The organism is Mycoplana sp. MJR14 (genome assembly GCF_029210525.1).
Lineage (GTDB): Bacteria > Pseudomonadota > Alphaproteobacteria > Rhizobiales > Rhizobiaceae > Mycoplana.
Map to the genome: position 1 here is coordinate 31,964 of NZ_JARGEO010000016.1, position 17,715 is coordinate 49,678.

At 66.4% G+C, this 17,715-nt stretch carries 11 protein-coding genes; 1 reads left to right on the forward strand and 10 read right to left on the reverse strand.

Annotated features, from left to right (window positions below; translation table 11 throughout):
• Positions 1–7 precede the first annotated feature (7 nt).
• The 10 genes from P0086_RS23965 to cyoA all read right to left on the reverse strand — a co-directional run bounded on the left by P0086_RS23965 (position 8) and on the right by cyoA (position 16,113).
• A complete protein-coding gene (locus tag P0086_RS23965) occupies positions 8–1,654 on the reverse strand; it encodes an HlyD family type I secretion periplasmic adaptor subunit (RefSeq protein ID WP_275790593.1) in 1,647 nt (548 codons plus the stop codon).
• A complete protein-coding gene (locus tag P0086_RS23970; RefSeq protein WP_112594274.1) occupies positions 1,651–3,795 on the reverse strand; it encodes a peptidase domain-containing ABC transporter in 2,145 nt (714 codons plus the stop codon). Before P0086_RS23970 ends, P0086_RS23965 begins: the two co-directional genes overlap by 4 nt.
• Positions 3,796–3,815: 20 nt before the next feature.
• A complete protein-coding gene (locus tag P0086_RS23975) occupies positions 3,816–4,112 on the reverse strand; it encodes a hypothetical protein (protein WP_275790595.1) in 297 nt (98 codons plus the stop codon).
• Positions 4,113–4,143: 31 nt separating this feature from the next.
• Positions 4,144–5,367 carry a GTP-binding protein gene (locus P0086_RS23980; protein WP_275790597.1) on the reverse strand — a complete coding sequence of 408 codons (1,224 nt, stop codon included), beginning with the start codon at positions 5,365–5,367 and terminating at the stop codon, positions 4,144–4,146.
• A gap of 7 nt (positions 5,368–5,374) precedes the next feature.
• The gene (locus tag P0086_RS23985) at positions 5,375–10,864 is read right to left on the reverse strand and encodes a DUF4082 domain-containing protein (protein ID WP_275790599.1); all 5,490 of its coding nucleotides are present in this window, start codon (positions 10,862–10,864) and stop codon (positions 5,375–5,377) included.
• A 228-nt stretch (positions 10,865–11,092) separates the two neighbouring features.
• Entirely contained in the window at positions 11,093–11,770 is a 678-nt protein-coding gene (locus P0086_RS23990) for an SURF1 family protein (RefSeq protein ID WP_275790639.1), read from the reverse strand.
• A 106-nt stretch (positions 11,771–11,876) separates the two neighbouring features.
• On the reverse strand, positions 11,877–12,284 hold the full coding sequence (cyoD, locus tag P0086_RS23995; protein WP_112594269.1) for a cytochrome o ubiquinol oxidase subunit IV: 408 nt from the start codon (positions 12,282–12,284) through the stop codon (positions 11,877–11,879).
• Positions 12,281–12,901, reverse strand: a complete 621-nt coding sequence (gene cyoC, locus P0086_RS24000) for a cytochrome o ubiquinol oxidase subunit III (RefSeq protein WP_275790601.1) — start codon at positions 12,899–12,901, stop codon at positions 12,281–12,283. The genes cyoD and cyoC overlap by 4 nt, the downstream gene beginning before the upstream one ends.
• Position 12,902: 1 nt before the next feature.
• The gene (cyoB, locus tag P0086_RS24005; protein WP_112613412.1) at positions 12,903–14,906 is read right to left on the reverse strand and encodes a cytochrome o ubiquinol oxidase subunit I; all 2,004 of its coding nucleotides are present in this window, start codon (positions 14,904–14,906) and stop codon (positions 12,903–12,905) included.
• A gap of 31 nt (positions 14,907–14,937) precedes the next feature.
• A complete protein-coding gene (cyoA, locus tag P0086_RS24010; RefSeq protein ID WP_275790603.1) occupies positions 14,938–16,113 on the reverse strand; it encodes a ubiquinol oxidase subunit II in 1,176 nt (391 codons plus the stop codon).
• 268 nt (positions 16,114–16,381) lie between these two features.
• Between cyoA and P0086_RS24015 the strand changes: the two genes are divergently transcribed.
• Complete coding sequence (locus P0086_RS24015; RefSeq protein ID WP_112594374.1) at positions 16,382–17,707, forward strand: MFS transporter; 1,326 nt, start codon at positions 16,382–16,384, stop codon at positions 17,705–17,707.
• The last annotated feature ends 8 nt before the right edge of the window (positions 17,708–17,715 follow it).

Sequence of the window (17,715 nt, forward strand, 5' to 3'; positions counted from 1 at the left end):
GTTGCGGTCAGGGTTCGCGCAGGGCGGTGTCGAGCCCCCGGACGAGGGGATAGAGGAAATAGGAAATGACCGTGCGGCGGCCGACCTTGACCTCGGCCGAAACGGTCATGCCCGGAAGCAGCCGCACGGGCTTGCCGGCGTAGTGAAGTTCGGTGTCGGCCAGCGGGATGCGCGCCTTGAAATAGGGCGTGGGCGGCTGGCCGGCGGCCGTCTCCTGCTGGCTCGGGCTGAAGGCGTCGCGGCTGATCGTGCGGATGCTGCCGTTGGCGGTGCCGTATTTCTGGAACGGATAGGCATCGAATTTGATGCGCGCCTGCTTGTCGACGGTGACCTGGCCGATGTCGCGGGCGTTGATGGAGATTTCGGCCTCCAGGGGGGCGCCGAGGGGGACGAGCGTCACCATCGGCTCGGCTTCGCGGACCACCGAGCCGACCGAGCGCTGGGCCATGTCGAGCACCACGGCGTCGGCCGGGGCGCGCATCTCGACCATGTCGCGCCGGCGCTCCATCTTCTTCAGTTCCTCGGCGGCGGCGTCGCGCTGGGTCTTCGTCTCGACCAGCTGCTCCATGGTGGTGCGGCGGAAGTCCTCGATGAAGGCCTGGCGATCGGCCCTGAGCTTGGCGAGCGCATGGACGGCCTCCGCCGCGCGGCCCTGCAGCTGCGACAGATCGGATTCGACGTCGAGGCGGGCGTCGCGTGCGCCGAGGAAGTTGATGCGCGAGCCGCTGTCGGTCCGCCACAGGAGTTCGCGGGCCGCCTCGATCTCGGCGAGGTTCTGCTTGCGGCTGGCGAGGATGTGCTGCTGGTTGGTGCTGGCGACGAGCGTGGCGTTCTGGCCGGCGATCTGGTGGTCGAAGTTCAGCAGCTGTGCGGTGTGGAAGGCGAGGCGCTGGCCGAACAGCTGCAATTGCAGCCGCTCGTCGGGGGAGAAGCCGGCCGTCTTGGCATAGTCGTCGCCGTTGAGTTCCGCGGCGAGCCGGTTCGCCTGCGCGTCGAGGGCGGCAAACTTGGCGCGCTGCAGGTCGACGTCGGCCTGGCTGAAGGTCGGGTCGAAGGTGGCCAGCACCTGGCCGGCGCGCACCGTATCGCCCTGGGCGACGTCGATGGTGCGCACGATCGAGGTCTCGATCGGCTGGACGACGATGGTCGGCTCGGTGGTGATCAGCTTGCCGGGCGCGACCACCACCTCGTCGATCTCCGACAGGCTCGCCCAGACGATTGCGGAAGCGATCAGCGCGGTGATGCCGTAGAGCGTCAGCCGTGCGACGCGCGGGGGCACGCGTTCCTCCAGCTCGACCGCATCGCTCTGGAACTCGGCGATGACCGGGGGCAGCGTCCGCTGCGCGACGAGCTCGGTCGCCGGCTGCCTGACCGGAACCGGCAGGTTGCTCTTCGGTGCGGCCTGCTCCTCCGGTTCGCGCTTTGCCGCCGGCTGGCTGGCAGTCTTGCCCTTGCCGGCATTGTCGCAGGCCGTGCCGTTGCTGGCCTTGACGTCGCCGGCCTTGACGTCGCCGGCCTTGACGTCGCTGGTCTTGATGTCGTCGGGCCGGGCTTCGGCCGGCCCGTCGCCACTCGCGGCACCGGCAGCCGTCGTTTCGGCCGGGCCTGTGCCGTTCGACGGCGCGTTTGCCTGATGTCCGGTTTTCTTTCTCATGCGACCTGCCTCGTCTGCTGGCTCCACAGGTGCCGGTAGGTCATGCAGCGCGAGACGAGCTGGTCGTGACGGCCGATGTCGGCGACCTTGCCGCGGTCGACGACGAGGATGGCATCGGCATCGACGAGCGTCGAAAGGCGGTGGGAGACGATGATGACTGTGCGGCCGGCGGCGATCCTGCCGAGATTCTGGCGGATGATCGCCTCGCTGTCGGGATCCAGCGCGCTGGTCGCCTCGTCGAAGATCAGAAGTTTCGGGTTGGTGAGCAGCGCCCGGGCGATGGCGAGGCGCTGCTTCTGGCCGCCGGAGAGATTGGCGCCGTTTTCCTCCAGCATGGTCTCGAAGCCGCGCGGCAGCCGCTCGACGAATTCCTCCGCGCCCGCCATGCGCGCCACCTCGACGATCTCCTCGATGCTGGCGTCCGGCCGCGCGGCGGCGATGTTGTCGCGGACGCTGCCGCGGAAGAGGAAATTGTCCTGCAGCACCACGCCGATGCTGGTGCGCAGGTGGACGAGGTCGATCTCGCGGCTGTCGTAGCCGTCGATGCGCACGATCCCCTGCTGGTTCTGGTAGAGCCCCTGGATCAGGCGGGTGACGGTGGTCTTGCCCGAGCCGCTCTTGCCGACGATGCCGAAGACCGAGCCCGCCGGGACGGTGAAGGACACCGCGTCGAGGGCGGGCGGGCCGTCCTGGCCGTAGCGGAAGGTGACGTTGTCGAACTCGATGCGGCCGTGCAGCTCCGGCCGCATGCCGCGCCCGCGCCCATACTGCTCCGGCCGCTGGTTCATGATCTCGCCCAGCATGCGCACCGACAGCGCCACCTCCTGGTATTCGTGCACCATGGTGACGATCTGGACGAGCGGTCCGGAGACCCGGCCGGCGAGCATGTTGAAGGCGACGAGCGCGCCGATGGTCATCGCCCCGCTGAAGACGTCGAGCGCGCCGAACCCGATGATGGCGACGCTCATCAGCTTTTCCAAAAGCCCGATCAGCGACTGGGCGATGGCCGAGATCTGGTCGACCCGGAAGCGGACGGAGATGGACTGGGCGGAGCTGTCGTCCCAGACCTTGCGCTGGCGGGGCTCGAGCGCCAGCGACTTGACGGTGCGCATGCCGTGCACCGTCTCGACCAGCAGCGCCTGGCGCTCGCCCTCGGCCTGGTAGAGCGCCTGCAGGCGCCGGTTGAACGGGCCGACGAGCAGCATGACGACGAAGCCGACGAGACCGGCGAAGCCGATGACGACGAAGGTGAGCTTGACGCTGTAGAGGAAGAGGATCGGCACGAAGACGAGCAGCGACAGCCCGTCGAGCAGCGTCAGGAACAGGCGGCCGGTCAGGAACTCGCGGATGCGCCCGGTCTGCTGCATGTGCTTGACGAGCACGCCGGCCGAGGTCTGCTCGAAGAGCGCGACGGGCAGGTTCAGCAGGTGGCCGAAGGTGCGCGTGGCGATCTTGATGTCGATCTTGTTGGTGGCGTAGAGCAGGAGGTATCGCCTGAGGAAGCTGAAGATCGCATCGAAGACGAGCGCGATCCCGATGCCGATCGTCAGCACGGTCAGCGTGGCGTAGCTCTGGTGCACCAGGACCTTGTCGATGACGAGCTGGAAGAAGATCGGCGTGGCGAGCCCCAGCCCGTAGAGCACGAGGGCGGCGAGTGCCACGTCGCGGAACAGGCTGCGCTGGCGGATGATCTCGGGGATGAACCAGCGAAAGCCGAAGGGCTGGTCCAGGTCCGACATCCGGTAGTTGCGCTTGACGAGCACGATCGAGCCGCGCCAGGAGCGCAGGAACCGCTCCTTCTCCAGCAGCATGAATTCGGGGCGCTGGGCGAGCGGGTCGAGGATCCGGACCATCCGGTTGTCGCCGTCGCCGGCTGTGCCGGCGACCACGACCCAGTTGCCGTTCTGAAGTTCGGCGATGACCGGAAACGCCTCGCCGAGCTGGAAAAGCCCGTCCCAGTCGAGCGTCACATGGCGCGCTCGCAAGCCCGCATCCTTGGCCATGCGCAGCATCTGGCGCCGGGTGACCGGGGCATCGCCGACGGCATAGTCGTGCATCAGCCGCTCGGGCGACAGGTCGACCCCATGATGGCGGGCCACCAGCACCAGGCACTGCAGGTTGGTATGCGGGTTCTTGGTCATTCCGTCAGCGCCCGGCGAACCTAGTTGAAGTTCGGCGATGCATTGGAGACGGGCTGGCCTTTCTGTGCCTCGACCGCCGGCACGTCGCCGACGCGGCGGACGGCGCCGGCCTCGACGAGCCCGTTCAGCGCCTTCTGCATCAGGTCCACGGCATTGGCGAAGGCATCGACGGGCATGACGATGCGCTGGCGGAAGACCGGGACCGGGTTGTTGCTGGCATCGCGCTCGGTGGCCGACAGCGACATGAGGTCGATGCGGACGATCGTGCCGGTGACGGTGATTTCGCCGATGCCGTCGGAATAGAGTTCGCTGGACATGTGAGCCTCCTTGGTTATCGGGTTGCGCCGCTCAGGCGACATGGTCGTGTCCCCAGGCGGGGAAGGGGTCGAAAAGGCCGCGCGCGAGGCGCGGGTCGTAGCCGGTGTCGGTGCCGGTCAGGCACGCGTCGAGCGATTGCCGGATGGCGGCCTCGGACATGCCGCTGCCGATGAAGACGAGCTCCTGCCGCCGGTCGCCCCAGGCGGGGGTCCAGTTCCGCTGCAGCATCTGCTGGAACTGCGCGTGGCGCGGCCAGTGGGCGCGCGGGACGCTGGCCCACCACATCCCCTTCGGCTCGGCGCGGACCTGCCTGCCGGCGATCGACAAAAGGCCGATCCAGTCGGGGCGGCTGGCGAGCCAGAAGTGTCCCTTGGCCCGCAGCAGGCCGGGGCGCTCCATCGAAAGAAAGGCGTGGAACCGCGCCGGGTCGAAGGGACGCCGCGCGCGGTAGACGAAGCTCGAAATGCCGTATTCCTCGGTCTCCGGCACATGCTCGCCCCAGCCGAAGAGTTCCTTGTGCCAGAACGGATGGCGGGCGGACCTGGCCTCGCTGAAGAGGCCGGTATCGAGGACGGATGCGAGCGGGATGCGGCCGTAGTCCGCCTCGACGACGCGGGCGTCGGGGTTGAGCGCGGTGATGATCCGGCGGATCGCGGCGCGGGTCTCGCCGTTCACCTCGGAGACCTTGTTGACGACGACGACATCGGCGAACTCGATCTGCTCGACCAGGAGGTCGACCAGCGAGCGGGCATCGGCCGCGTCGCGCGTCTCGCCGCGGTCCCGCAGGAAATCCGTGCTCTCGTAGTCGGAAAGGAGGCTGGCGGCGTCGACGACGGTGACCATCGTGTCGAGCCGCGCGACGTCACAGAGCGCGGCACCCGCCTCGTCGCGAAAGGAGAAGGTCGCAGCGATCGGCAGCGGCTCGGCGATGCCCGTGCCCTCGATCAGGAGATAGTCGAAGCGGCCCTCGGCCGCCAGGCGGCGGACTTCCTTCAAGAGGTCGTCGCGGAGCGTGCAACAGATGCAGCCGTTGGTCAGCTCGACCAGCGTCTCGTCGGTGCGCGACAGGCCGGCCCCGCCGTCGCGGACGAGATCGGCGTCGATGTTGACCTCGCTCATGTCGTTGACGATCACGGCGACGCGCCGGCCCTCGCGGTTGCGCAGGGCCTGGTTCAGGATCGTCGTCTTTCCGGCGCCGAGAAAGCCGGAGAGAACCGTTACAGGCAGTCGACCGTCGCCCTGCAATGACGCCATCAGCTCCTCATGCCGCCAACTGCGGCCGGAAGGCCACGTCGACGTAGTAGTTCGTGCTGTTGTAAGTGCTTGCCGGCATGATCCCCGCCGAGCCGTAGCCATAGACGCCGTTGCCGCCGCTGAGCGTGGAGGAGAGGGCGTGCAGGTTGCCGTTGGTGACTTCGGAGGCGAAGCCGTTCGGCGTCGCCGAGTAGTTGCCGTTGGTGCTGTAGGAGACGAGGTAGGTCGTGTTCGCATCGATCTCCACGTCCTGGGCCAGGTCTACCGTCTGCCACCCGCTCGAGGTTTCGTTGGTGAAGGTGGCGCTGGTGATCAGATCGCCGTCGGCGCTCCAGAGGTAGCCGGTGTGCGGCCCGTTGTTGTTGGCGGCCTTGTAGAAGCGGATGGCGGTGATCCATCCGTCCACGTCCGCCTGGAACTTCATTCCGAGGTTGACGGGGCTGTTGTCGTTGACGGAGACGATCGTCGGGGTCGCATCTTCGAAGATGGTCTGGTCCGCGCTCGGGGCGCTGACGTTGAGCGATACCTGGGCCGTCGCCGTGCCGCCCTGGCCGTCCGAGACGGTGTAGCGGAAGCTGGCCGCCCCCTGGTAGCCGGCGGTCGGCGTGAAGGTGACGGTGTTGGCCACGCTGTCGAAGGACACCTGGCCGTTCACCGCGTTGGAGACGCCGGTGATCGACAGCGGGTCGCCATCGGGATCGCTGTCGTTGCCAAGAAGGGCGGAGGCCTGGATGGTGATCGGCGCACCCGTCTGCGTCTGGTAGCCGGGATCGGCGACGGCGACCGGCGCCTGGTTGGTGGTGGAGCGTTCGAACAGCACGTCCACCCAGTAGTTCGACGAATTCCAGCTGGCCGTGGGGAACTCGTTGCCGGAGCCGTAGGCGAAGACGCCGTTGCCGCCGCTCGTGCCGCTGGACGGCGCGCTGAGGTCGCCATTCGTCCGGGTGGTCGTGAAGTAGTTCGAGGTGACCGCGTAGCGGCCGTTCGACTGGTAGCTCGCCACATAGGTCGTTCCGGCCGAGATGTTGACCGGCTGCGCGAAGAGCACGGTCTGCCAGCCGCTGGCGCTTTCGTTGACGAAGGTGGCCGAGGTGATCAGCTGGCCCGTGCTGGTCCACAGCGAGCCGACATGCGTCCCGTTGTCCTGGGCGCTCTTGTAGTAGCGCAGGCCGGTGATCTGGCCGCTCGCGGAAGCGACGAACTTCATGCCGAGCTCGACCGGAGACGTATCCGAGCTTGCCAGCACCGCCGGGGTGTCGGACGCGGTGAACAGGCTCGTCGCATTCGACTGCGGCGCCACCGTCAGGCTGACGGTGGCCGAATCCGTGCCGCCGCGGCCGTCGGAGATGGTGTAGGTGAAGCTCGCCGGGCCGGTATAGCCGCTGGTCGGGGTGAAGGTGACGGCGTTGGTCTGGCTGTTGTAGGCGACGGTCCCGTTGGTGGCGTTGCCGACGCCGGTCACGACCAGCGCATCGCCGTCGGCATCGTCATCGTTGCCGAGGAGCAGGGTGGCCGAGATGGTCAGCGGGGTGTTGTAGGTCGCCACGTAGCCGTTGTCGTTTGCGGCTACGGGCACGGTGTTCGCCGTGCTCTGCTTGAAGACGACGTCAACCCAGTAGTTCGAGGCGTTGTAGCTCTGCGTCGGGACCAGCCCGCTGGCGCCGTAGCGGAAGACGCCGTTGCCGCCGTCCGTGGCGGCCGAGGACGGGGCCGTCAGCGGGCCGTTCGTCCGTGCCGTGTTGAAATAGCCGCCGGTGGCGTAATAGGTGCCGGTGCTGCTGTGGTAGGAGGCGGTGTAGGTCTGCCCCGCCGTGATCTGGATCGGGCTCGAGAACGTCGCGGTCTGCCAGCCGCTGAGCGATTCGTTGACGAAGGTCACCGAGGCGATCCGGTTGCCGTTCGCGTCGTAGAGCGCGCCGGTGTGGGTGCCGGTGTCGCCGTTGGCCTTGTAGAAGCGGATGCCGGTGATCTCGCCGGCCGAGGAGGCGACGAACTTCATGCCGAGCTCGACGCCGGTGCCGTCGACATAGACCGGCCCGACCGGCGCATCCTCGGGGTTGAACAGCGAGACGCCGCTCGGTCCCTCGTCGACCGTGAGGTTGACGGTGCCCTGGTCGGTGCCGCTGCGACCGTCCGAGACCGTGTAGGTGAAGCTCGCCGGGCCGAAATAGCCGGCGTCCGGCTGGAAGACGACGGTACCGTTCTGCGTGTTGAGGGTGACGGTGCCGTTGACGGCGCCGCCCACGGCGGTGATCGTCAGCGGATCGCCATTGGCGTCCGTGTCGTTCGCCACCAGGCTTGCGATCGACAGCGTCAGCATGCCGTTGCGGCCGATGGTGAAGTCGTTGTCGTCCACGGCCACGGGTGCCATGTTCGTGCCGGGATTGAAGAGGACGTCGACCCAGTAGTTGCGGCCGTCCGAGACGCTGCCCGGGAAGGTGCCGGGCGTGTCGGTGTAGGAATAGACGCTGGCGTTTGCATCCGTCTTGAGGAAGCCGTTCTGGTAGCCGGTGTCGAAGTAGTCGAGCGTCGAGGAGTAGAAGCCCTTGGTGTGGTAGGAGGCGATGTAGGTCGTTCCCGCGGTGACCTGGACGGGGCTCGAGAACTTGACCGTCTGCCAGCCGGTTATCGATTCGTTGGTGGAGATGCCGGTGGCGATCTGGTTGCCGGCCTCGTCCCAGAGGCTGACCCGGTGGCTGCCGGTGTTGTAGAAGCCCTTGTAGAAGCGGATGCCTTCGATCGTGCCGTTGGCGGTCGTCTCGAAGCGCAGGCCGACCTCGACGGCGTCGCGGTCGATCGTCGTTTCCTCCGCGGGCTTGGAGGCCTGCGTCCAGAGGCTGACGGTGTTGGAGGGCAGGGTGACGGTGACCTGCTTGCCGGCCGAGGGCGTCTCGAGGTTGAGGCTGTCGTCGACGGCGCGCGACATGATCGTGTAGGTGCCGCTCGCCTGGACGACCCAGTTGAAGCTCCAGTTCTCGCGGCCGGTCGCCTTGAACCAGGTGTCGCCGCCGTCGGTGGAGATCTCCACGCCGGCGATGACGCCGCCGCCGAGATCGGCCGCCGTGCCGGTGACAGTGACGTGCTGGCCCTCGACGAAGCTGGCACCGACCACCGGTGTGGTGATCGTCGAGGTCGGGCGGACCGTGTCCGTCGATTCCGATGCCAGGATCAGGCTGGAGACCAGCGTCGTCGGCTGGATGCCCATGTCGGCGAACATGTTGACCATCGCCTGCTGGACGTTCCTGTCCGTCGGCATGGAGGGGCCGGAATGCTGGTCGTTCAGCGCCCAGGACCAGAAGACCGTCCCCGAGCTGAAGACGAGCGCGCCGCTTTCGGCGCGGTACATGGTCAGGCTGTGGTTCACCTCGGCGTTGCCGACGGTCGTGCCGTAGTCGCGCAGGTAGGTATCGACCGAGACGGTCGACAGCGACATGTTGATCAGGCCGGCCGGCCGGAAGCCGTTTTCGACATCCGAGTTCCACTCGTAGCCGAGGATGTTCTTCGGCATCGTGTAGACTTCGCCATCCTCGAGGTCGGCGATGTCGGTGTCGCGCCAGAAGCGGAGGTTGGAGAAATCGCTGGAGACGGTGATCTCGTCGGTGCGGTAGCCGTCGACGGTGAACATCGTGCCGATCAGCGAGTTTTCCGGCTCCTGGCCGGGATCGGCGTAGCGCGGGTCGCGCCAGGTGCCGGTGCCGACGTCGCTCGGGTCGGTGCTGGTGCCCCAGGTCTCCTTGTAGCAGACCATCGTTCGGTAGGGCGTGCCGTTGCCGTCGATGCTGTTTTCCCAGCGGATCTTCCAGTACATGTCGTTCCCGCCCCAGAAGGCGAGGTTGACGCCGGAATCGCGGGCCGCCTCGACGGCCGCGCGCTGCTCGGCGGACCAGTACTCGTCATGGCCAACCGAGAGGAAGGCGTCGTGGTTGAGGATCATCTGGCCGTTGCGGCTGGAATCGACGCCGGAGATGTAGGAGACGTCGTAGCCGTTCTGCTCCAGCCACTGGATGGCGGAGTGCTCGACGCCGAAGATGAAGTCGTGGCTGCCGCCGATCGGGCTGGTATTGGTGATGATCGGACGGTTGTAGCTGACGGCGGAGGCGCGCCCGATCGCCGTCAGGCCGCAGCTACAGTTGGGCGGCATGTAGCCGATCATGTCGGCCGGATCGACCGGGACCTCGCCGAAGTAGAGGCTGGCGCCGCCCCAGGCATTGTAGGCCTGCCAGGTGGTGTCGGAGGTCTGGAAGACGATGTCGCTGGTCGAGGCGTCGTCGCGGACGACGAAGGGGATGTGGCTCTCGCCCTCGGTGCCGTCCAGGCGCACGAGCTTGGCGATGTAGACGCCGGAAACGGCGTCCTCCGGAATGCCCCAGCTCGCCGAAACCGACCAGTTGCCGCAATCGATCAGGCCGAGCGACATGTCGACGATCGGGTGCGGCTGGTCCTGCGCGGTGGTCAGCGTCTTCTCGATCGAATCCACCAGGCGGGCGCCGTCGCCGCCGTAGTAGCCGAGGCGATAGATGTCGATGCGGTAGTGGGTGGAGTCCGTGGCGATCTTGAAGTCGACGGTGCCGCCGACATTGGTGCTGATCTCGGTGGCAAAGCCCTGGATGTTGGCGTCGCCGTCGCCGGAGATCCCCCATTCGTCGATGGAATTGCCCTGCTTCATGTTTTCCAGGGCGATCTTGTTCGGCACGGCGGCCGCGGCCGCAAGCGTGGCGGTTCCGGCTTCCTCGGTGGTCGCAGCTTCCGCCGTCGGGGCGGCCGCAGCCGGCGCGAAGGCCGGCGCATCCGTCGCAGCGGCCGATGCGGTCATCGTCTGCGCGGCGGGCATCTCCGAGCCGGTCGTGCCGACGACCATTTCCGGCGCGATGGTCTCGTCGCCGCCGCCCTCGAGGGCGCCTTCCTGCGAAACTTCGGTGGTCGGCGAGACGGAGCGGATCGACGGGGCGGGGCTGGCCGTCCCGTCCGGATCGCCGGACGTCTGTGCGGACGGAACCTTCAGGGTTGTCGCTGTGGCGGCCTGCGGGCCCGCTGCACCGTTGTCCGCATCTGCCGAGGCCGAAGCCGGCGCGGCCGCGCCGGCGGAGGCAAAGGCCGGCTTGCCGCCTGCGCCCGCCGGGGCGGAGGCGTCGCCGGCGCCATCGGCGGATTTCAGGGCGCTCCAGTCGCCGAGCGGCGCGCTGAAGACGTAGGACCAGAGCGAGACCGGACCGGCAATGGCCGGATCGGCGGGCAGTTGCATCGGCGCGGTCGGCGTCGGCAGGTTCCAGTCCGACGCGAAGGACAAGGCGGAAGCGGCCGGCTGCAGCAGGCTGCCGATGGCCTGTTCGAGACCGGTGTGGGCGGATGCCTGGGCTCCGGGCGACGCGGGTGTCCCGGTCGAAAGGTCGCTATTGGCGCCGACCGGGAGCGCTCCGTTGGCCGCGCCGGCAAAAATCCTTGCCGAACCGCCCGATACGCTCAAGAGATCATGGTTCTTGATGTGAAACCTGAACATGAGTGCCCCGTGCTCTATCTCTGCCCTGAAGAGCATTCTGCCGACATTTCGGCGCCGACAAACTACCGTAATCGGTAGTACCTCGGGGCGCGGGGTCTCCCCCATTTGACTAGGCGCATCCCCCCTGCCGGTGCGGAGAGCGCACGGTACGCGCCAAGGGGGTAGAGCGACGCGGCCTTTCGCATACGGCGTGTACCGGCCGCCGCATGTTTCGTAGAGGGGGAGGGATCAGCCGTGGCGGTGCGCGCGCCGCCCGAGGACGAGCAGGGCGCCGATGCTCATCGCGGCCATCGCGTACCAGGTGAGCGCGTAGACGAGGTGGCTGTTGCGGAAACGGACGATCGTGAGCCCGCCGACCGGCAGGCCGCCGGGGTTGGCGGTGGCGTCGGCGTCGACGAAGTAGGGCGCGACTTCGGCGAGGCCGGTTGCCGCCGCGATCGCCGCGACGTCGCGGGAATACCAGCGGCCGTTCCCCGGATCGTTGGAGCGCAGGAAGGCGCCGCCGGGCTCGCTCATCCGGAGGAGGCCGGTCACCCGGACGGGGCCTTCGACCTCGCCTTCGCCGCGGGTGGCGCGATCGCGGCGATCGGGCGGCACGAAGCCGCGGTTGACGAGGAGCGTCGTGCCGTCCGCCTGGCGAAGCGGCGTCATCACCCAGAAGCCGGCGCCGCGCTCCGTGACCGCCTGGACCAGCACTTCCCGAGCATGGTCGAACGTGCCCTCGGCCGTCACCCGAAGGTATTCGTGGGTCGACGGGGAGACGTCCGGCCAGGCCTGCCGCGGCGGCGGCGGCACGGGGTCCGCATGGATGCGGGCCTCCACCTGGGCGATCAGCTCGAGCTTCCAGAAGAGCCGCTGCACCTGCCATGTGCCGAGCAGCACGAACACGGCTGCGAGAAAGAGCATTGCGCCCGTAAATGCCAGGCGCGACCGTCCGGTGCGGGCGGCACTTGTCGCCGCCACGTCGCCGTGATCCTGATGGCCGGCGGCCATGGGACTGCCCTCCGGCCCGTCAGGGCATGTTCTTCATCATCTCGGGCGACATCGGCATCATGTTCACGTTGAGGTGATGCATGACCCAGAAGGAGCCGGCGAGCATGATCGCCACGATGACCAGGGTGAAGATCAGCGCCATGATCGTCCAGCCGCCTTCCGAACGTGGGTTCATGTGCAGGAAGCAGACCATGTGCACGACGATCTGGACGGCGGCGAACGCCATGATCAGGACCGCCGTGACCAGCTTGTTGTCGAACACCTCGCCCATGACCAGCCAGAAGGGAATGGCGGTCAGGATGACGGACAGGACGAAGCCGATCAGGTAGGTCTTGAGCGAGCCGTGCCCGGCGCCGTGGCCATGGCTGTGGCCATGGTGGACGTTGTGGGCATCTTCGTAGGCGGGGGCGTGGGCTTGCGGGCTCATCCGAGAACTCCCATCAGGTAGACGAAGGAAAAGACGCCGATCCAGACGACATCGAGGAAGTGCCAGAACATCGACAGGCACATCAGCCGGCGGCGGTTTTCCGGAATGAGGCCGTGCATCTTCACCTGCACCATCAGCGTGATGAGCCAGATCACGCCGAAGGTGACGTGCAGGCCGTGGGTGCCGACGAGGGTGAAGAACGACGACAGGAAGGCGCTGCGGCCGGGGCCGGCGCCCTCGAGGATCAGGTGGTAGAACTCGTAGAGTTCGAGCGAGAGGAAGATCAGGCCGAAGACGCCGGTCACGCCGAGCCAGAAGATCGTCTCCATCTTGGCGTTGCGCTCCATCTGGAGCATGGCGAAGCCGTAGGTGATCGACGAGAAGAGCAGCATCGCGGTGTTGAAGGCGACGATCGACAGGTCGAAGAGGTCGGCAGGCGAGGGGCCGGCCGCATAGTTGCGGCCGAGCACGCCGTGCGTGGCGAACAGCACGGCGAAGATGAGGCAGTCGCTCATCAGGTAGATCCAGAAGCCCAGCATGGTGCTGCCTTCGGGATGGTGGTCTTCCTCCAGGTAGAACTGGGGCGTCTCGGTTTCTTGCAGTGCTTCGTTGTTCATGTCAGGTCCGCTCCGCCAGCAGTTCGGAACGCGCGTCCTCTGTTGCTGTCACCGTCTCGGCGGGGATGTAGAAGTCCCGGTTGTAGTTGAAGGTGTGGGCGATCGCCACGCCGACGATGGCGACGAAGGAGGCGATCACCAGCCACCAGATGTACCAGATCAGGCCGAAGGCGAGCGCGACGCTGAGGCCGGCGAGGATCACGCCCGTCCCGGTGTTCCTCGGCATGTGGATCGGCTTGAAGCCGCCGAGCGGGCGCTCGTAGCCGCGGTTCTTCATGTCGTACCAGCTGTCGTGGTCGTGCACGACCGGGGTGAAGGCGAAGTTGTAGTCCGGCGGCGGCGAGGAGGTCGACCATTCGAGCGTGCGGCCGTTCCACGGATCGCCGGTGAAGTCGCGCAGCTGGTCGCGCTTGAGAAAGCTGACGACGAGCTGGATGATGAAGGAGGCGATGCCGAGCGCGATCAGCACGGCGCCGAAGGCGGCGATGATGAACCAGATCCGCAAGGAGGGGTCCTCGAACTGGCTGACGCGACGGGTGACGCCCATCAGGCCGAGCACGTAGAGCGGCATGAAGGCGAAGAAGAAGCCGATCTGCCAGAACCAGAAGCTCATCTTGCCCCAGAAGGGATCGAGCTTGTAGCCGAAGGCTTTCGGCCACCAGTAGACGACGCCCGCCATCAGGCCGAACACGACGCCGCCGATGATGACGTTGTGGAAATGGGCGATCAGGAACAGCGAGTTGTGCAGCACGAAGTCGGCCGGCGGCACGGCGAGGAGGACGCCGGTCATGCCGCCGATGACGAAGGTGAACATGAAGCCCACCGTCCAGTACATCGGCACCTCGTAGCGGATGCGGCCGCGATACATGGTGAAGAGCCAGTTGAACATCTTCGCCCCCGTCGGGATCGAGATGATCATGGTGGTGATGCCGAAGAAGGCGTTCACCGAGGCGCCCGAGCCCATGGTGAAGAAGTGGTGCAGCCAGACGAGGTAGGACAGGATCATGATCACGCAGGTCGCGTAGACCATCGAGGCGTAGCCGAACAGGCGCTTGCCGCAGAAGGTGGCGACGACCTCGGAGAAGATGCCGAACGCCGGCAGCACGAGGATGTAGACCTCCGGGTGGCCCCAGATCCAGATGAGGTTGACGTACATCATCGGATTGCCACCAAGGTCGTTGGTGAAGAAGTTGGTGCCGGCGTAGCGATCGAGCGACAGCAGCGCCAGGGTGGCGGTCAGGATCGGGAAGGTGGCGACGATCAGGATGTTGGTGCAGAGCGAGGTCCAGGTGAAGATCGGCATCTTCATGAAGGTCATGCCCGGCGCGCGCATCTTCACGATCGTGGCGATGAGGTTGATGCCCGACAGCGTCGTGCCGACGCCTGCCACCTGCAGGCCCCAGATGTAGTAGTCGACGCCCACACCGGGACTGTAGTCGGCGCCCGACAGCGGCGGATAGGCGAGCCAGCCGGTGCGGGCGAACTCGCCTATGAACAGCGACATCATGATGATGATCGCGCCGGCGGTCGTCATCCAGAACGAGAAGTTGTTCAGGAACGGGAAGGAGACGTCGCGGGCGCCGATCTGCAGCGGCACGACGTAGTTCATCAGACCGGTCACGAAGGGCATGGCCATGAAGAAGATCATAATCACGCCATGGGCGGTGAAGACCTGGTCGTAGTGGTGCGGGGTGAGGTAGCCCTCGCTGCCGTTGAAGGCCCAGGCCTGCTGCAGGCGCATCATGATCGCATCGGCAAAGCCGCGCAGGAGCATGATCAGCGCCAGCACCACGTACATGATGCCGATCTTCTTGTGGTCGACGCTGGTGAACCACTCCGTCCAGAGGTAGCCCCAGAGCCTGAACCAGGTGATCAGCGCAAGCAGGGCGATGCCGCCGAGCGCGACGGCGATGAAGGTCACCACGAGAATGGGCTCGTGGTAGGGGATGGCCTCCCAGGAGAGCCTCCCGAAGATGAATTGCGTCAGAGTGCTGTTGCCGAACATCGGTCTGTCCAAATTCTCTAGAGGTGCAGCCTCAGGGCTGCGCGCTGTCGTTGGTGTTCAGTTGCGCCGGGGCCGGCCCGTCCTGGCCGTCTTCCGGCATGGAATGGCCCTGATGCATGTCGTGGTTCATGTCGTGGGTGGCGGGCGCCCCGCTGTCGTCGACGCCTTCGGCCGGCTCCTCGCTGCGCGGCGCGTTGCCGGTCGCGGGGTGGGTCGCGCCGGGCGCTTCGTCGTTGGCGTGGCGGTTGTCGTATTCCAGCCGCTCGCGGTTCTCGTGGCTCTCGACGCCGGCGCCGCCCATCATGTCGACGTGCATCATCTCGTTCATGCACATCTGGCCGGGACGGACGCACATGTTGAGGATGGCCTGGAAGAGGCCGTCCTCGGTGGTGGCGAAGTAGCGGACCGGCTCCTTGATGCTCGGCTTTTCGAGCTTGAGGTAGGTGTCACGGTTCAGGGCGGTGCCCTGCGCCTTGACGCGGGCGACCCATTCGTCGAAGCCGGCCTGCTGGAGGCCGTGGAAGCGGAAGCGCATGTGCGAGAAGCCGTCGCCGCTGTAGTTGGCCGACAGGCCCTCGAAGTCGCCTTCCTTGTTGATGACGGCGTGGAGCTGGGTCTGCATGCCGGGCATCGCATAGATCATGCCGGCAAGGGCGGGCACGTAGAAGGCGTTCATCACCGAGGACGCGGTGATCTTGAACTGGATCGGCACGTCGACGGGGGCTGCCATCTCGTTGACGGTGGCGATGCCGTAGTCGGGGTAGAAGAACAGCCACTTCCAGTCCAGCGCCACCACTTCGACGACCAGCGGCTTCGTCTCGGCCGGAAGGGCGCGCTCGGCATCGATGCGATCGAGCGGACGGTAGGGATCGAGCTTGTGGGTGCTGATCCAGGTGATCGCGCCGAGCGCGATGATGATCGCCAGTGGCGCCGACCAGATGACCACCTCGAGGCCCGTCGAATGATGCCATTCGGGGTCGTAGGTGGCATTCTCGCTGGAGTGGCGGTAGCGCCAGGCGAAGAAGAACGTCAGGCAGATCACCGGCACGATGATCAGCAGCATCAGGAAGGTCGAGACGAGGATCAGGTCCCGCTGCTGCACCGCGATGTCGCCCGATGGCGACATGACGACCATGTTGCATCCGGATAGCGCCAAAAGGGGCAGGAGGGCGAACACGCCTGCCGCGGACTTGAACTTATTAGACATTTCGGACTCGAATTTGCGTTTGTCTAAGTTTTTGACTACTCGCGCCGGAGCGCCGGGGGGAATGGGTTCATTTGTCGCAGTGCAACAATCTGTCGCGTTGCACAAGAGGAACCGGGTCACTTTAGCAGACGTTCACGCAGGCTCACAGATGCGGGATGAAATGCTGCAAGCGGGCACGGCCGGTATTTTGTTTGCGCAATTTCTTGATCTCTTCGAGGGTTTGATCAACATTCCCAGGAGGCGCATCATCGCCAGGAGGATGAATGACATGGCAACCGTTGCCAATCCCAGGTCGTCGGGGCTCGAAGTCGACGCACGCCGCATCCATGACGACAGGCCCATTTCGCCGGGCAGCATCGCCATCGGTGTGATCATCGGTCGCATGTCGGAATTCTTCGATTTCTTCGTCTACGGCATCGGTTCCGTGCTCGTCTTCCCCAAACTGATCTTCCCGTTTGCCCCCAATGCGGTGGCAGCGACGCTGATGTCGTTTGCGATCTTTCCCCTGGCCTTCATCGCCCGCCCGGTCGGCTCGTTCATTTTCATGTGGATAGACCGCAACTACGGGCGCGGGACGAAGCTGACGATCGCGCTCATCATCCTCGGCGGCTCGACCGCCTCGATCGCCTTCCTCCCCGGCTACGACACGTTCGGATACTGGGCGGTGGCGCTCTTGGCGCTGTTCCGGCTCGGGCAGGGGTTCGCGCTCGGCGGCGCCTGGGACGGGCTCGCCTCGCTCCTGAACCTCAATGCCCCGCCGAACCATCGCGGCTGGTATGCGATGATCCCGCAGCTCGGCGCGCCGATCGGCTTTGCGCTGGCGAGCGTGCTGTTCGGCTATCTCGTCTCCAACCTGTCCGAGCAGGATTTCCTCGACTGGGGCTGGCGCTATCCGTTCTTCGTGGCGTTCGCGATCAACGTCGTGGCGCTGTTCGCGCGGCTGCGCATCGTCGGCAGCAAGGAGTTCGGCACCGCCATGGAGGCGCAGGAGCTGGAGGCGCGGCCGATCTTCGAGATGCTGAGCAAGCATGCGCGTGACGTCGTGCTCGGCGCCTTCGTGCCGCTCGCGAGCTTCGCCATGTTCCACCTGGTGACGATCTTCCCGTTGAGCTGGGTGACGCTGAACGGCGGCCAGTCGCCGGCGGAGTTCCTGTTCGTGCAGGTGATCGGGGCCGCGGTGGGCCTCGTCGGCATCGTGCTTTCGGGGGTGATCGCCGACCGGATCGGACGGCGCAGCCAGTTGATGATCGGCGCGATCATCATCGCCATCTTCTCGTTCTCGGCGCCGTTCCTGCTCGATGCCGGCGGCAAGGGGCAGGACGCCTTCATCATCATCGGCTTCGGCATCCTCGGCCTGTCGTTCGGCCAGGCGTCGGGCGTGATGTCCTCGCGCTTCGAGCAGTACTACCGCTATACGGGGGCGGCGCTCACCTCCGACCTCGCCTGGCTGGTCGGGGCGGCGTTCGCGCCGCTGGTGGCGCTCGGGCTCGCCACCAATTTCGGCATCATCTTCATCGGCGGCTACCTGATCTCGGGCGCGATCTGCACCCTCGTCGTGCTCGGCGTCAGCCGGGCGCTGGACCAGGCGCGCTGACGAGCGTC

What these genes read in the sequence shown, in the direction of transcription:
- P0086_RS23965 (WP_275790593.1), bottom strand. Translation starts at nt 1,654, where the DNA reads ATGAGAAAGAAAACCGGACATCAGGCAAACGCGCCGTCGAACGGCACA.
- P0086_RS23970 (WP_112594274.1), bottom strand. Translation starts at nt 3,795, where the DNA reads ATGACCAAGAACCCGCATACCAACCTGCAGTGCCTGGTGCTGGTGGCC.
- P0086_RS23975 (WP_275790595.1), bottom strand. Translation starts at nt 4,112, where the DNA reads ATGTCCAGCGAACTCTATTCCGACGGCATCGGCGAAATCACCGTCACC.
- P0086_RS23980 (WP_275790597.1), bottom strand. Translation starts at nt 5,367, where the DNA reads ATGGCGTCATTGCAGGGCGACGGTCGACTGCCTGTAACGGTTCTCTCC.
- P0086_RS23985 (WP_275790599.1), bottom strand. Translation starts at nt 10,864, where the DNA reads ATGTTCAGGTTTCACATCAAGAACCATGATCTCTTGAGCGTATCGGGC.
- P0086_RS23990 (WP_275790639.1), bottom strand. Translation starts at nt 11,770, where the DNA reads ATGCTCTTTCTCGCAGCCGTGTTCGTGCTGCTCGGCACATGGCAGGTG.
- cyoD (WP_112594269.1), bottom strand. Translation starts at nt 12,284, where the DNA reads ATGAGCCCGCAAGCCCACGCCCCCGCCTACGAAGATGCCCACAACGTC.
- cyoC (WP_275790601.1), bottom strand. Translation starts at nt 12,901, where the DNA reads ATGAACAACGAAGCACTGCAAGAAACCGAGACGCCCCAGTTCTACCTG.
- cyoB (WP_112613412.1), bottom strand. Translation starts at nt 14,906, where the DNA reads ATGTTCGGCAACAGCACTCTGACGCAATTCATCTTCGGGAGGCTCTCC.
- cyoA (WP_275790603.1), bottom strand. Translation starts at nt 16,113, where the DNA reads ATGTCTAATAAGTTCAAGTCCGCGGCAGGCGTGTTCGCCCTCCTGCCC.
- P0086_RS24015 (WP_112594374.1), top strand. Translation starts at nt 16,382, where the DNA reads ATGGCAACCGTTGCCAATCCCAGGTCGTCGGGGCTCGAAGTCGACGCA.